Here is a 14,953-nt window from a genome sequence, read left to right on the forward strand (position 1 = left end):
TTATAAACCATCCTTTCTCATCCATGAAAACGAAGCTCGATAAATGGCTTTAAAAACCATATCAGTCAAGAGTCCCAATATACCGATGGTTATTATGCCGACAATAATTTTATCTGGCTGCAGGAAACGGGAGGCCTGCATGATCATATAACCTAAACCACTTGATGCCCCGACAATTTCGGCAACCACTAAATACGTCCAGGCCCACCCGAATGTAATGCGAAGCGTATCGACGATTCCAGGTAATGACGCAGGCAGAATCACTTTTGTAAATACTTGAGCCCTTTTCGCTCCTAACGTATAGGAAACCTCAACTAATTCATTTTGGACATTTTTCGTTACATCCATGATCATGAGGGTCAACTGGAAGAAGGTTCCCAGGAAAATAACGCTCATTTTCTCTGGTTCATCAAGACCTATCCATAAAATTAATAATGGAATAAAGGCTGAAGCCGGCATATAGCGAATAAATCCGATAATAGGTTCAAATGCACCTTCCATGATTTTTAAGGAGCCCATCAAAATTCCTAACGGGATCCCAATAATGGCGGCAATAAGAAATCCGGACAACACCCTTGTAAAACTAATGCCGATATTGGAAAGGAGATCTCCATGGAACATTAATTCAACGGCCGTTGCTAGTACTGCCGACGGCGTTGGTAAAAATACGGGATTCACGATTCCGCCATAGCTTAGGAATGACCAAATGGCCAAAAATAAAATAAACGTAACCAATCCTGCTGAGGTATAAAGCCTTTTTGGTATTTCTTTATTTGGCGTAAACAATTTTGCTAGCATTAAAATCACCCAATTCTATCAATCTTTTAAAAGAAGCCTGACATATGAGGAATAAGACCATGTCATAATGTCAGGCTCTAAAATTAATCACCAAGGTTAAAACGTACAAAAACAGAAACGGTTATCCATTATTGGAAGCTTGGGTTTATAATGTCTTCCACTTTCGGTTCTGTTTTAATGATATTGTGCTCTTTGTAAAATTTAATCGCATTATCTGTTGATTGATAGATGGGTCCTTTGCTGCTTTCTGATCCATATAATTGTTGGTTATCCTCTTTTGTATAAAACTTCAAGCCCTTTTCAGTTGCCACGAATTCTTTTGTATCTATTTTAAGACCTTTTGCCATGATCTCATCCGCTTCCTCTTTATGCTCTTTCCAATATTCCATCGCTTCACCCATCGCCTTTACAAATGCTTTCACATCATCTGGGCGTTTTTTTATAATGTCTTCCTTAAAGCTTATGGTATCGACAATTATTCCAGGTAGATCTTTCGTCGTCAGTAGAATTTTCCCTTTTGCTTGTGACCCTTTTGATAACCAAGGCTCCCACGTCACGGCTGCATCCACTTTGCCGGCAGCAAATGCTGCACCAGCATCCCCCGCAGACATTTGGACAACTTCCACGTCTTTTTCCGTCAAGCCACCTTTCTTCAATGCGGTTAACGCAAGCATATGGCTAGTTGAACCGACTTCAAATGCCATTTTTTTCCCCTTTAAGTCTTTTATATCTTTAATTCCATTTTTCACAAGAATTCCATCGCCGCCATGAGAATCATCCAATACCCAGACAACATTGACTGGAATTTTAGCGTCTGCCAATGTTACTTGAACATCCAGAGCCGTGGCCATTCCATCAATTTTCCCGCTGGCTAACGCTTGTTTACGTTCTGCCAGTCCTTCTACAACGGAAAGGTCCACATCGATGCCATTTTTTTCGAAAAATCCTTTTTCTTTTGCTAAAAATAACGGTCCATACCCTGTCCAGGTAGGCAAGGTCACTCTCAATGGCTCCGACGGATTTTTTGTGCTGCCAGAAGATTGTTCTTTTCCACAAGCAGCCAGTGCAAATACCAACAATAAGGAACATAACATAACTAACCACTTTTTCACGGATATTTCCCCCTATTTATGTAAGCATTAATAAACTAACATCATTTTAGTTCCAATTTTATCAGCGTGGCTCACTGCCGATATCACCATTTCGGATGTTACCTTAAATGGCATATTCGCCATATCTTCAATAGTAACGGTAATATCCCCCAGCTGCTTTAATGTAAAGGGGAGTCCGGCTTCCCAGTAATCCAATTGCTGCCTTCAAACACAATTTCTCTTTCATATTTATACATAAATATTAATTCTATTTCATTAATATACATGTTTGTCTTTTTTAAGTCAATGTAATTCAAAATATTGAGATATCTTACTCTTATGACATTTTCCTAATCCTTTTTACTACAATTGTCGGCACTTTATTTTGAGGAATCACAAAGACTCCGTCAGGTAAGGCATCATCGAACTCTTCCGTCTCCTTTAATCAATTTTTCATCAGCTTTCATTTTCCTCACCCACCTTTTTCTATACATTCCGAGATTTTGTAGGGACTTTAACGTCAATTCCCTTTCCTCCATTCACCTTATTGCTAAAGACAAATCAAAATAACAAGGAAAACTGGAGGAATACTCCAATTCCATCTTGGAAAAAATTCCATTTTGCTATAACAATTGTTCATGAACACATGATATTATATTAATAGAACTTTTAGACTATAAAAAGGTGAATAACTATGAAATATACTGGAAGAATTTTGGGGAGTTTAGGCTTGTTTTTATTACATTCAGTTTACATTTTTTATTATTATTTTCGTGATAAATCAGTTGAACCACTTGATTTATATTCATATCCGTTCTTAATATTATTCGGATATTGGGCTGGTAAGCAGTTTGATAAAGTTAGATTTTATTCAGAGAAAGATGAACTGACTGGTATTTACAATAGAAGGTTTGTAATGAACACTTATGAAAAGATTACTTCTATTGCAGAACGGACAAATAGTAAACTATATGTTTTAGTAATAGATTGTGATAATTTCAAAGCTATCAATGACACCTACGGACATCATAAAGGTGATATGGTCTTAACCAAGATTAGTGAAACACTTATTGGTTCAACAAGAAAAAGTGATATTGTTGCTCGATGGGGCGGTGATGAATTTTTGATTATTGGACTTTGCACTGAAGAGGCTGGCTTGCAAACTATTCTCCAAAGGCTGGAAGAACAACTGAAAAACCTCTCTAATCAAATAAACATACCTATTAGCGCTTCAATCGGTTCGGCTATATATCCAAAACATAGTAAAGATTTGTTTGAGTTAATAAAGATAGCTGATGACAAGATGTATAACAGTAAGGCAACAAAGAGCACATTAAAAATCACAAATCTACAATCAAAAAAGTGTTAGCTTAAAAACTGAAAAATACATGGTTGGGCATCGTATCCGATGCTCTATTTTTATATTTTTTTTTCATTCGCAAAAAAACCGAAGGATAACCTGGCATTTGACCTGATTTCCCTTTAGTCTTGACCATACTTTTTTATCTAAGAACAGTGTTTTTAGGTGCGTACAGCTCGTACATTGCTTTCAGCCTTTGGATATTAGTATTCACAAGAAATTTCTGCATTTCTTCAGAACTTAAGTCAATTAATTAAGTAAATTGGGGATTTTGATAAAATATTTTCCTGACGGTGTTTTTGCTATCGGCCGTTTGGCAGGAGAACCAAGAGTAAAAGAGAGAGGGGTTATGAAATTACTGCAGGAGCGAGGTTTAGAATCGAAACGCATTGATTAAAAGCCTTTTTAATTATCCCTCCCTTCCTCCTTTCCCCCTACAAAGTTCAGAATCACCTTAGATTTTTGCTTTAAAAAACACTGCTTTCTATGTATTTGCAAAACATACATGGTAACTCCCGTCCCCTCACCCCTTTTCTTTAGACATCAGGTTTCTCTGGTTTATTGCACCGTTCTCCGTTCATAAGTTACTTCTTATACCTCAATTTGTTCCAAATTCTCCGTTCTCCGTTCTGATCCGACATTTCCTTTTCCTGTTCCAGTTTCTGCGTGCTGAAGCGACATGCCTATTTAGAATACAAAAAGGATGGGATACCTGTTCCCACCCTCTTTGTCCTGCATTCTTTTCAAACCTTTATCCACACTTTCTCCACAGGAGTATCAGAACTTTGTTTTGAATATGTCAAGGGTTTGTTTTATATGTCAGGAGTTTATTTTGGCTCTACATTTTTAAAACTAACTGCGACACGCATTCAACGTGTGTTGAGATGATAGTACATACATGAGTGGCATTAGTTCTGTTATTTATAAAGTACAATTCTTGAGTCATAAATAAAGTTTCTAATTTCTTCAATAGTTTCTCCAGAGATTTTTGATAAATTTTTTAGATGTTTATCGTAACGTTCCATACCTTCTTTACCTACCCATTGATAGTCAATGTTTAATTCAGGATATAAGTACTGTCTGTCATTCTTCGGAAAAAAGTTAGTACCTAAATGACTTGTGTATTTATCAAGTTTCTTTAACAACACACTAAATAATTCTTGTAACTCCTTATTAAAAAACCTTTTAGTCGGCTGAGAATAATTATAAACAAAGTCGTAAATCTTGTCGGTGCTTTCAAGTTTATACGAACAATAACTGGCTATATATTCGATTGTGTCAATAAATTTTTCTTGTTCAAGAGTATCAATAACCCCGTTTAACAAAGTTTCATCCATTTCAAAGAGTTTGTTATTCTGAGATGTTTGAACTTTTGAGCCACTTTCCTTTACCACATCTCCTCTTATCCATCCTTTAAAGTGATATTCTGTTTCATCATTTCTCATAAATTCTTGTAAAGCCAAGGTAACTTCATTTGAAATTTGATTTATGTCTTGCACAAAACTAACTAAATTAGAAGTAACAACGTCCTTAAATGACTTGTATTTGTCCATATGAGGACTTTCAACTTCATGTTCATAGACCCGCAAGTCTATGTTCTTACTCTTTTTATTTGCTAAATACTGATCATTTAAAACTACTGCAAAAACAGGGATATCATTTGCTAGTGCAAATTCATATTCTAATTGGGTATAACTTTTTCCACTTTCAGGCTCTATAGACCCGTACTTACCACCAAGTATTAACATTAGTACATCCGACTCTTTAATCCATTTTTCTATTATTTCCCATTGCGTTTTGTTAGCAGGGATAAATAACTCCATTCCTGCAGGTATGTGACCTGCTCTTAGAATACCTTCAACTGCTTTTTGCCTTTCATCTTTTAAATCTAAATATGTAGACGATACAAAAACTTGTAGTTTTTTCAAATTCTTCTTCCCTCCTATAGAGCATTATTGTCTTCTTATCGTTTCCTCCCTAATTTTCAGAGGCCTAAGCCTCCCTCTGATAGAAGTAAACTTTTTCTATCTCTTAGACTTTCGATAACCAGCTGAAATAGCTTCCGCTTCAGAACAAAATGTTTCCTCAGGTTCTGTAATATCATAAAAACGACCTGATGGAACATGATATATTTTTTCTCCTGAATCAGAAATGTTGCCCTTGATATTCATACAAGCCGATTGCTTCTCCTTGTCTTTCTTCGCTTTTTCTTCCTGCTCTCTCTTTGCCTGTTCCGCTTTTTCTCTCTTAAGTTGTTCTGCCTGCTCTCTCTTTGCTTGCTCCACTTTTTCTCTCTTAAGTTGTTCTGCCTGCTCTCTCTTTACTTGCTCCTCTTTTTCTCTCTTAAGTTGTTCCACCTGCTCTCTCTTTACTTGCTCCACTTTTTCTCTCTTAAGTTGTTCTACCTTTTCACGTTTAGCCCTTTCTGCATTTTGTTTTCCTTTCTCTTTATCTACTTGTTGCCTTTTCTCATCTTCGGATTGTTTCTTTTTGTCTTTATCAACGTCAGTGCCCACCACCTCATGATGGACACTTTTTGTATCAGAATCGTTAAATACTTCTTCTTGGTAATGTCCATAAATACATGGAATTAAATACCAAGCAAGAATTAACAACGAAATTATTATTATGATTACTCCCTGCCGATACGATTGATTAGTTGTCTTTCGTCTTCTACACCACCAAATGGCTAGAAGGATAATTATTATTAATACAAAATTCCACCACGCAGATATTAGACATTGTACTGAAAATACTATGGACATAATGAGAAAACATATAATAACAAACCAAAATAGCAATTTTAATAAAGTTTTCAAGCTTCAGTATCTCCTTTTTGAAATAGAGAGTCAGTAACAAAGATAATATTACCACTAAATTGGGGTTTTTTGGTATAAAAAATCCTGAAACATAATTAATATCTTCATATTTTTAGCTCTGTTAAACGTTAATGTTGATATTTCATCATAAGAAAAGAACCCATTTATGAGTTCTTATTGCAGGCATCTTCTTCAACTAAAGCATTATCCTACAAGGTACCTCATAAACTGGTTAACAACAATAAACAGAGGACTGATTTTTGTCCTCTGTTAGTCCGTATTTTTATCCAATTCTACATTAAATCTATTTCATTTGTATCTATATCAATAATACTAACAGGCACTTTTAATATGTTTGCTATTCGAAGTACTAAACCTCTATCACCGTCTACTAAAGAGCCAACTATATTGTGCTTCTCTACTAATTTCTTTTTTCTCCAGTATATAGAATTGAGATTATTCATAAAAGATAATCTCTAAACGATCCATTACTTCTGTTATTTCTTTTGCAAGGTCATTTTCATCTTTATTCCCCAATGATAATAAAACCTTCTCTAATATATTTTCAACTTCGTCTTTTAAAAGAGTCTTATCCTTAGATGCATGACTATTTTTTATACCTTTGTTTTTATTTCTTCTAAAATTAGCCAGACATTTTTTAAAGGCTTTTTGAACATTTGCAGTCTCAATAGCCGGATGACAGGAACTACACAAGGTAACCAAATTATTCTTATGGTTGACCCCACCTAATTTCCTTGGAATTCTATGATGAACGTGCAATCCTTTATCGTCTTCACAAATAACGCATTTCCAATGATCCCTATCTTTTACCTCTTTTTTCAATGAATCATTAAACGGCTGATTCCATATATCTGCAAGTCTGACATTACCGCCATTTTCTTTAATTTTATCTAATACCTCTAAGTGTGGAAGAATTATCATTTCCACTAGATTCATAATTGCTTCAGCAGCATCGCCCGTCAATAAATCTTCAGTTTCTTCTTCATCTTGTTGTTCAACAAAAACCAATTCAGACAGATCACACACAAATTCAAATAATTGATTACGAATTGCGCCAGTACTTTTACTCATTAATTCTTTGCCGGTATCATAGACTTCCTCTAACGTTGCATTTTTCCAATTTTTCATATTCAATTTCACGTGTTTTGGAATATGCTTCCTCCAGGGCTCATCTTTAATTTCAACTTGGATATCTCTTTCTAAAACTGCGTTTTGATATTTCTCGATTATTTCTAATGGATCGAGCACAAGCGTTTCAGATGAAGGGCTTACTTCTTCATCAACAAATAGAAATTCATCTTCTAATTCCAATAGTATATCTGATATATCTTGTATTTGAGGCTTTGTATATGCTTTTTTAAACTCGTAAGCAGATATTTCTGAAAAATCTATCACTCCCAAGTCTGTTTCTACATCTTTAATTCCCCATTTATTTACTATTTCATAAACAAGTTGTACTAAATAATCTTTAGGATGTAAACGTTTACCTTTTGTTTCACAGTCTATACAAATAATCATTTTACCCTTAAAATCTTTATCTTCCTTTGCCCTGTTACAAAGAATACATTTAACTACCATATTTAAACCACCTTGCTATTAAACTCTTTATGTATTACAGTTTTAATTTTCTCTGTTACCGGACTCAATGGTACTTTGCCAGTTATTTTTATGATAGTAATTAAGTTCGCAAAATCATTGGATAAATGAAAATAGAATTGATTATACAAACAATTGGCTTTCATCACCTTCTTCTTAGGTAATCCTTCCTAATATACTGTGCTTTCGGTAACTGTTTCCTTATATGCTTTCGTACCAGGTCTATCTCTGCTCTGCGTGACTGCTTATTTTCACTATAATGTAGTATAAGAGTAACCAAACAAGGTTTCCAAATTATTCGTCACATTGGGGTTAGAGTTTGTACTCATTCCATCGTCAACCACTCTGCCAACAAAATAAAAGCGTCCCAATGTATTGTCTTATGCCATCTTCAATAGTTGGAAATTCAGAAAGATGGGCTGGTTTTGCTGGATTAATCCCTAATTTTTTGAATAGTTCTAATACAGGAGTCTCTATGTATTTACAGGCTTCAACAAAATTGTTGCAGCCTAGGCAGTTCCCACATCTCTAAATCTTTGTTGTACCACTGCCGTGTCTTATCAATATTAATTTCTATTAACCAATCTCCTATTTTTAGCATTTGAGACAATACAAGACCCCTCCTCTGAAATTACTTAACTAATTTATATCTTAGATGTTCATTAATTCCTTCCTTTAGACCAAGAAACACTTTCCATACTCTTACCCCCTCATTTAGTGATATTGTATATAAATATTAAAATATCTTCCCAATAAAGTCCAATAAGGTAATTACTTCCGTTCAAGAATCGCAGAAAATTCTTCTGCCAAAAGGTAGAAAAGTTGTTATTCTTCTTGTTTATTTAATTTGTTCTTTTCATGAAGCGGTTTCGGAAAGTGCCAAGTCATCCGTTCCATCAATTTGCCCCCTTGTACATTCTCCATAAAAGTATATGGAGTTTCACTGCTGGCAATGAAAAAAAATTCCATCTAGTTATTTCCTTTCAAAATGTGAATAATTTTATGAATTAAGCCTTTAAATAGGAAGCATACTCTCTTGATCATCTATTATAATTCTTAAACTCCATTTTAGTTTTGTGCCACTCATCTTTTTCCCAAAAGCTCTTTATCAAAGAAAACTTTTTTGATATAAAAATAGACCTTGTAAGCACATAACAGTATTACTGAATGTCTCCTGGTTTAAGCTCCATATCAATATTCTTATAGACCAACTACTTCAAAATAGAGGTACCAAAGCCTTCCATCCTCATACAGAGAGGTACCATCATTTTTCGAGGTAAAATCTATACATTCGTTCCCTCCATATTCTTATAAAATACTACATATGTACGCACTAATGGTGTAGTAAAGAGTGATAATCTCTACAGTTTGAACCAACATCATTCACTTTTGTTAAGTGTGTATTATGGCGCAGCATAGATAGAAACAAGGGAACTGTAAAACCCTAAGGGAGGAGCAGATTCAAGTCCAACGCTTCCTTATATGTATTTTATATTTTTGTCCAAAACCATACTACCTTCATATTCTCGTTTCGGAATGTTTCTATATTTGTAGTTAAGTACATTCTCTTTACTAAGTTTAAGAAGAATCTCTCTCTTTAAGAACGTCTACCTACAGAGTTAATATCTTTGTTGAAATCTTAGTTAATATTTTTATTGCTGAAAGCCAAATCCTTTATGGCTCTAAGGATTATCCTAATTTTAAAATGCAGAAAACTACATTAAGCAATGCGTATTCTTGCATTACTTGATGTAGTTTTCTGCATTAACGAATGTAAAAATATACAGGATTCATGAGGTACTTTACTCATTTTTTCTCCTTTCTAACATCCGCTCTAACATCTCCTCAGGAGATAATGTAGTACCAAGTACAGGTTCAGAAGCAGCAATGACTACATCCCCTTTCCTTGATTTTTGGTTTCCATCACTAGGAAATCTCCCATGTTTAATGAAACAATCCATTTGAAAAATGTTTTCCCCATTCCCCAATAATTGTATTTTAGGAGTATGTCCAGGCTTCTTAGAATATTGCTCTAAAAACAAGTCTATATGTTTTTTTGTATTTTTAGCAAATTCAGTAGAGTAATTCTGCCATACACGATGCATAAAGTTTTCTTTTTGTTCCTTTCTTAGTGCTGGATGAGGTTCACCTGTCACTCTTTTATACTCATCAAAAAAATAGTCACATAGTTCAGGTAAATACCAGTCTGCAACATCTTTTTCCATATAGCTTATTTTCGTATCAGAATCCTTGATCTGTTTAGTGATTGTAATACCTTTTGACTCTAAGTAGTCCCTTATAAAACCCTCAGTTTCTTTATCAGTCATCATTGTTCCAATATCCTCCACCTTTATACTAGAGAGGATGCCCCATGCCTTACCCTCCTGATTTGGAGTAAACTGTTTTTTCTCAGGTTTCATTAATTCTAGGATTTTACTTGTCACTAACACAAGAGGATTTTTTGTAAAATCTGCTAGTACAACATCAAAATTATTACCATTCTCAGTAAATTCAATAATAAGACCTTTGGGTATAAGTTTCTCTCTAACTGTAGTCAGTAAAGCTCTTTTCTTAATATCTAGATAGAATAATAACCTCTCTTTTTTAATAGAGAATTCACTTTTTTTAAAGATATTTGACTGATTGATTAACAACTCCATTACAACTTTTTCCGTAGCACTAAGAAATGGACATCCTAAAACCATCATTGGAATTTTAGCAAATGGTTGTTTGGATTCCTTATTAAGTGTTGCTGACATATCTTTCTTCCTCCCATTTTAGCTCTATCTATGGATTACTACCCTAGGTAGAATTTACCTAGAGCAGTCCATAAATGAATTAGTTATCGCTCCAAAATCTTACGTGCTTCATAAAAATCATATCCTTTATGATTCACCATAAGAAGCAAGCTCACTATGTCAACTGAATAAGAGTAGTCCGTATGCTTAGTAGTATCTTCAATAGGTAAAGCACAACTTAACAAGCCCTGCTCTGCATATTGTAAAATATCTTCCTCTATTGAAGGGATACCGAAATAGTCTAAATACTCTTTAGTAACTTCTACCGAAGCTTTACAATGTTCAGGTAAATTCAGGATTATGCCTACCTTTCTTCTCATAGACTTTTTCTTTAATGCTATTAGTACTCTCATACGGGATAATATATTATTCATTATCCATCTCCTCCTTATATTTTGTCATCTTACATTCTAGTAGTCGCTACAAGTAGTGGATTGGTTGCGATACTTTTTTGAAAAATTTCAAACCTTATTAAAACTTTATCTAGAAGTGGTAGCAATTGCCTTCCATGGTGTACAGAAGAAATATTTTTATAGATAATTAGTGAGCGTGAAGGTATAGTAAAACACCTTATTCAGGGTACTAACACTCTATTTTTATACCCTGGTAGGTATATAAAGGATTATTGTTCTAACTGAGTTATATAGAATTATCTAATGTGAAAAGGTAGAGGTAGCATGGAACTAAAAGTGGATTAAGTGAGGGATATTGCTTTATATGTATTAGGACATCTGTTTAAAACAATCATGATGCCTTGATATATTTCAGAATTTTTCACACGGATCAGATGACCGATACTTATAATTGCTCGGATAAAATTGTTTTACTGAGCACTAGGTGGGGCTATGTTTAGAAATAGAGGGAAGTTTTGTCCCTTTAAATGTAAACATGGGGTTGCTTAGGAAACTCTTATTTCTTATTGAAAAACGGAGTAGGTTAGTTGAAGAAACGCTTTTATTTTGTCTACAAACGGGCCAGATTATCGAGTAACACGTAATTAGTAATAAATGGGGTTAATTTTTAATGAAAAACGTTTTTACATATTTCAATAAAAAAGAACCTTTTGGATCAAGCCAAAGGATTCTTCTTAATAGATTTATAATAATCATTATTTTTTTCTGGTTAGATTATAGTTACTTGTATTTTTACTTTTATCATATGCATTATCAATATATTTACTTGGATCTTCAAGAAAATCTTCTTCGTTGATCAAAGAAATATATGAACCTGTTAAAGAACTTACGTTTTTACATACATCACAAGTGTATTCAGGAAGTACCTGGTTAAATCTGTTCTTGTGTATAATATCATAGAGATATTCATTATTTGTTTGTATAGCGGTATGTCCATCAGATTTTTTCACTGAAGGTCTTAACCAAGAATAGCCACCATTATATTTCATAACAATTCCTAGAACACCATTGGTTCCAGAGGTGCGATCATTTCGTTTTAATTGTTTAAGTGAATATTCGATTTCCCAATCAATCCAATTACTTAATTTCATATTTGGAGAGATTACAACTATAGTAACAGAAGTAGAATAAATCATATCCTTTAATTTATCTTTGATGTAATCAGTTGTTTTATCGGACATATCGGGTGAGTCGCTTTTTTCCCCTTGATAATATTTAGCGTCATCCCCTAGGGCTTCCACAATTCTGTTTCTTAAATCCTTGGCTTCGGAATATTTATAAGATATAAAAGTCTTACGTGCCAAACGAATTCCCCCACTTTTTTCTTTATAATATTCTTATGTTATTTACTTTATATCTTACTTATATATAGATTGAGACATTAGTTCTTCGCTAATCGGTTAATGATTTTTATTAGAGTTTCAATTAGTTCTTCAGGAGTCTTACTTTCATCACCCAAATCGGTATACAATGGTTTTAATTCTTCAATTCCAACATACTTCTCAAAATCTTTCATAACCTTCTGCCATAATGCATTAGATGTAAAACCAGTTGCCCCTACTGGGATAGGAATTGCCCCATTTTCTATAGAAATATCAAATTCTTCTATCATTCCACTAGCATCAATTACCTTTTTAGTTTCAGTAACGATCTTGTTTCCGAATATAAAAACAGATATACCAACATTAGAAAGCATTTCTTTGCGATATTTAGTCCATAATTCAGATCTGGAAAGTTGTCCAGTTGTGACTTGTGGGAATGGTCTACACTTGAGCCTTTCTTCTACCCTCTTATTTTGACTTGAATAGAGTTCTTCTAATGCACCCGAAATGATACAACTTCCTATTCCTAAACCAAATCCAGAAACAATATTATTATTGTTTTTAATCAGGGCTCTACTTAATGATGTACTAAACTCAAATGACTTCGTTTCACCCCATCCACCATAATCTCTCGCACTACCGGATACAAAAACGTTTTTTCTTTTTACAAGTGAAGAAATATACGACAGAATTTCTGTTACATCAGGATAATCGTCAACTAGCAGAACCTTAATACCGTACCTTTTTAAATCTTTAATTTTTAAGTCTTGCTTAATCTCCGCATAAAGGAATTCTTCTTTATTTTTATAATCAATTATATTTACCTTTTTCATAAAGCAATAGTGAGTTCTGGTATTTTCATTCAATAAAATTCTAATCTTACTTAGAATTTGAGATAAATTAGGATCATCAAAACTAAAGCCGATAAATAAAAATGTTTTAGATACCAAATCCCCTCGTAAGGCCGTACTAAATAATTCCCTTTTTTGATCATAACCCTCATAATCATCTTTTGTTAAAACTGCAGCATGAGGTAAACTGCTATCTCCATGCATTTTATAAACTGTTGCATCACTTCCTGGTACTGAATAACTCAAATTTTCAGGTGTCATTTTTCTATCTACCCTCTTACCTACCGCATCTAAATTGGATTCAATTAATTGGTCGTAATTTGTTGTCCAATATGTATCGATAGGAAGTTGAGATAAAATTTTATGATTATCAGTTGTTGTTACACTTTTAGTAAATTCATCAATCAAAATTTGGTTTATTTTGCTTCGCCCATTAAACTCGTTAACATGATACTGAGCTAGGGCTATTAAATCTGCTTCCTGGTCGATATCCAGTTGTAAATCTTCAGCAACTTCCCGTAATAACTCTTTCCAGTCTACATAACCAGCAGGACGTGAGAGACCCGCTCCAGCAAATATTGCTGCGTTTGAGTCTTGTATTGCCTTCACATAGGTTCTTAAAAACTCTTGAATACTTGAATGATACTTCAATTTACAACATCCTCTCTATGTTAATAAATAAAGAAGAGACTTCCCACTCTCTACCAATAATTATACAATCTTTTACAAACAATAATAGTCGTGTTTGGTTTAAATGTAATATTTTTAAGAATTGAAGAGTATTTAGTCATAAATTGTTATAGAGGACCTTAGGAAAAAGCCTGATTTCTCATTTTTAAAATTGAGAAATTAGACTTTTTATATTGAAATTTCCTTAACTGTGTATATCCTTATTTTCCTTAAGCTACCTTATATTGTTTATACTACTGTGTTAGTATCGTCATTCTTGTTCTCCCTCTGCTGGGGTAGCAACCTTTTCAATTCAGCATAGATAGATGATCTCGGTACGCCTGTCATTTTAGCAATATCGTTCACACTTAAACCATTTGACTCCCTTTCACCATATAGCTTTATAGCCTTCTCTATGTCCTTCTTGCTTTGTGACGGTCTCCCCATGTGCTTCCCTTGTCTCTTGGCTCTCTCTCTCCCCTCTCCAGTACGTTCAACAATGATGTCCCTCTCAAATTGTGCGAATGAACCTAGGATATTAAAAAGCAAAGTTTGAAGAGAGTTATTGTTTTCACTTGCCTTAAACTCGATATTCTCTTTTAAGAACTTCACATTCACACCTTTTGTAGTCAACTCAGAAACTATTTTATTCAAGTCAATGATAGAACGAGCCAAGCGGTCAATCTTAGTTACTATGAGCGTGTCACCTGCTTGTAAAAACTCGATAGCTTCTTTTAGTTCATTCCGTTTAGTTGTGCTTGTACCTGTTACTTTCTCATAAAAAATTCTTTGGCAACTTGCTTCATTTAATAACTGCTTCTGTGTCTCTAGTCCATTATCTTGCCCCACCGTTGAAACCCTAGCATATCCGATTAATGGCATTCTAACCGTTCCCCTTTTCATCTAAAAGTCTACAATGTTTTATACTCTTATTTTAAACTATCTTTTAGACAAAAGTAACATATTTTTAGACTAACTTTTGGATAAAAGTCGTAAACTGTACAAAAGTTGAAACTTTTAGACTTAATAGCAGATAAATTAGCGAAAGTCTGCTGGAGAGCAGAATTAGTTCAAGACAGTTGCTAAAACGATTGCAAAATAGGCAACCCCTTACTCACATGAATAAGGGGTTGTTAAAAGGGGGAAAATATTACTTAGGGTGAGAACTTATCTCCTCACTCCAGTAAGGATTGTCTGTTAATGACGTACTGCATT

The 14,953-nt window shown here is 34.1% G+C and carries 13 protein-coding genes; 1 reads left to right on the top strand and 12 read right to left on the bottom strand.

Features of this window, described 5'->3' with window-relative positions; translation table 11 throughout:
* The 3 genes from BIV59_RS12610 to BIV59_RS23265 all read right to left on the bottom strand — a co-directional run bounded on the left by BIV59_RS12610 (position 1) and on the right by BIV59_RS23265 (position 2,105).
* Entirely contained in the window at positions 1–798 is a 798-nt protein-coding gene (locus BIV59_RS12610) for an ABC transporter permease (RefSeq protein ID WP_071351846.1), read from the bottom strand.
* A 128-nt stretch (positions 799–926) separates the two neighbouring features.
* On the bottom strand, positions 927–1,910 hold the full coding sequence (locus BIV59_RS12615; RefSeq protein WP_071351847.1) for an ABC transporter substrate-binding protein: 984 nt from the start codon (positions 1,908–1,910) through the stop codon (positions 927–929).
* 27 nt (positions 1,911–1,937) lie between these two features.
* Positions 1,938–2,105, bottom strand: a complete 168-nt coding sequence (locus BIV59_RS23265) for a hypothetical protein (RefSeq protein ID WP_205684390.1) — start codon at positions 2,103–2,105, stop codon at positions 1,938–1,940.
* Between the two features lie 478 nt (positions 2,106–2,583).
* On the opposite strand from BIV59_RS23265, the gene BIV59_RS12620 reads away from it, so the two are divergent.
* Entirely contained in the window at positions 2,584–3,258 is a 675-nt protein-coding gene (locus BIV59_RS12620) for a GGDEF domain-containing protein (RefSeq protein ID WP_071351848.1), read from the top strand.
* Between the two features lie 908 nt (positions 3,259–4,166).
* Here BIV59_RS12620 and BIV59_RS12625 read toward each other — a convergent pair.
* The 9 genes from BIV59_RS12625 to BIV59_RS12660 form a co-directional block, all read right to left on the bottom strand.
* Complete coding sequence (locus BIV59_RS12625) at positions 4,167–5,177, bottom strand: DUF4062 domain-containing protein (RefSeq protein ID WP_071351849.1); 1,011 nt, start codon at positions 5,175–5,177, stop codon at positions 4,167–4,169.
* A gap of 96 nt (positions 5,178–5,273) precedes the next feature.
* A complete protein-coding gene (locus BIV59_RS12630) occupies positions 5,274–6,068 on the bottom strand; it encodes a sunset domain-containing protein (RefSeq protein ID WP_071351850.1) in 795 nt (264 codons plus the stop codon).
* A gap of 456 nt (positions 6,069–6,524) precedes the next feature.
* Positions 6,525–7,667 (bottom strand): HNH endonuclease, encoded by a 1,143-nt coding sequence (locus tag BIV59_RS12635; protein WP_071351851.1) that lies wholly within the window; start codon positions 7,665–7,667, stop codon positions 6,525–6,527.
* Between the two features lie 843 nt (positions 7,668–8,510).
* Positions 8,511–8,654, bottom strand: coding sequence for a hypothetical protein (locus BIV59_RS23675; protein WP_170846149.1), 144 nt, complete (start codon positions 8,652–8,654; stop codon positions 8,511–8,513).
* Positions 8,655–9,487: 833 nt separating this feature from the next.
* Positions 9,488–10,444 carry a hypothetical protein gene (locus BIV59_RS12640; protein WP_071351852.1) on the bottom strand — a complete coding sequence of 319 codons (957 nt, stop codon included), beginning with the start codon at positions 10,442–10,444 and terminating at the stop codon, positions 9,488–9,490.
* Between the two features lie 83 nt (positions 10,445–10,527).
* The gene (locus BIV59_RS12645; protein ID WP_071351853.1) at positions 10,528–10,857 is read right to left on the bottom strand and encodes a hypothetical protein; all 330 of its coding nucleotides are present in this window, start codon (positions 10,855–10,857) and stop codon (positions 10,528–10,530) included.
* Between the two features lie 734 nt (positions 10,858–11,591).
* Positions 11,592–12,200 (bottom strand): TIR domain-containing protein, encoded by a 609-nt coding sequence (locus BIV59_RS12650; protein WP_071351854.1) that lies wholly within the window; start codon positions 12,198–12,200, stop codon positions 11,592–11,594.
* Between the two features lie 77 nt (positions 12,201–12,277).
* Positions 12,278–13,720: an SIR2 family protein gene (locus BIV59_RS12655; protein WP_071351855.1), complete on the bottom strand. Its 1,443-nt coding sequence runs from the start codon at positions 13,718–13,720 to the stop codon at positions 12,278–12,280.
* Positions 13,721–13,987: 267 nt separating this feature from the next.
* Complete coding sequence (locus BIV59_RS12660) at positions 13,988–14,620, bottom strand: recombinase family protein (protein ID WP_071351856.1); 633 nt, start codon at positions 14,618–14,620, stop codon at positions 13,988–13,990.
* Between the last annotated feature and the right edge of the window lie 333 nt (positions 14,621–14,953).

The organism is Bacillus sp. MUM 13 (genome assembly GCF_001866725.1).
In the GTDB taxonomy this organism is placed as follows: Bacteria; Bacillota; Bacilli; order Bacillales; family DSM-1321; genus Peribacillus.

Coding starts and splice junctions, on each gene's coding strand:
- BIV59_RS12640 (WP_071351852.1), bottom strand. CDS start 10,444: ATGTCAGCAACACTTAATAAGGAATCCAAACAACCATTTGCTAAAATT.
- BIV59_RS12620 (WP_071351848.1), top strand. CDS start 2,584: ATGAAATATACTGGAAGAATTTTGGGGAGTTTAGGCTTGTTTTTATTA.
- BIV59_RS23675 (WP_170846149.1), bottom strand. CDS start 8,654: ATGGAATTTTTTTTCATTGCCAGCAGTGAAACTCCATATACTTTTATG.
- BIV59_RS12660 (WP_071351856.1), bottom strand. CDS start 14,620: ATGCCATTAATCGGATATGCTAGGGTTTCAACGGTGGGGCAAGATAAT.
- BIV59_RS12610 (WP_071351846.1), bottom strand. CDS start 798: ATGCTAGCAAAATTGTTTACGCCAAATAAAGAAATACCAAAAAGGCTT.
- BIV59_RS12645 (WP_071351853.1), bottom strand. CDS start 10,857: ATGAATAATATATTATCCCGTATGAGAGTACTAATAGCATTAAAGAAA.
- BIV59_RS12635 (WP_071351851.1), bottom strand. CDS start 7,667: ATGGTAGTTAAATGTATTCTTTGTAACAGGGCAAAGGAAGATAAAGAT.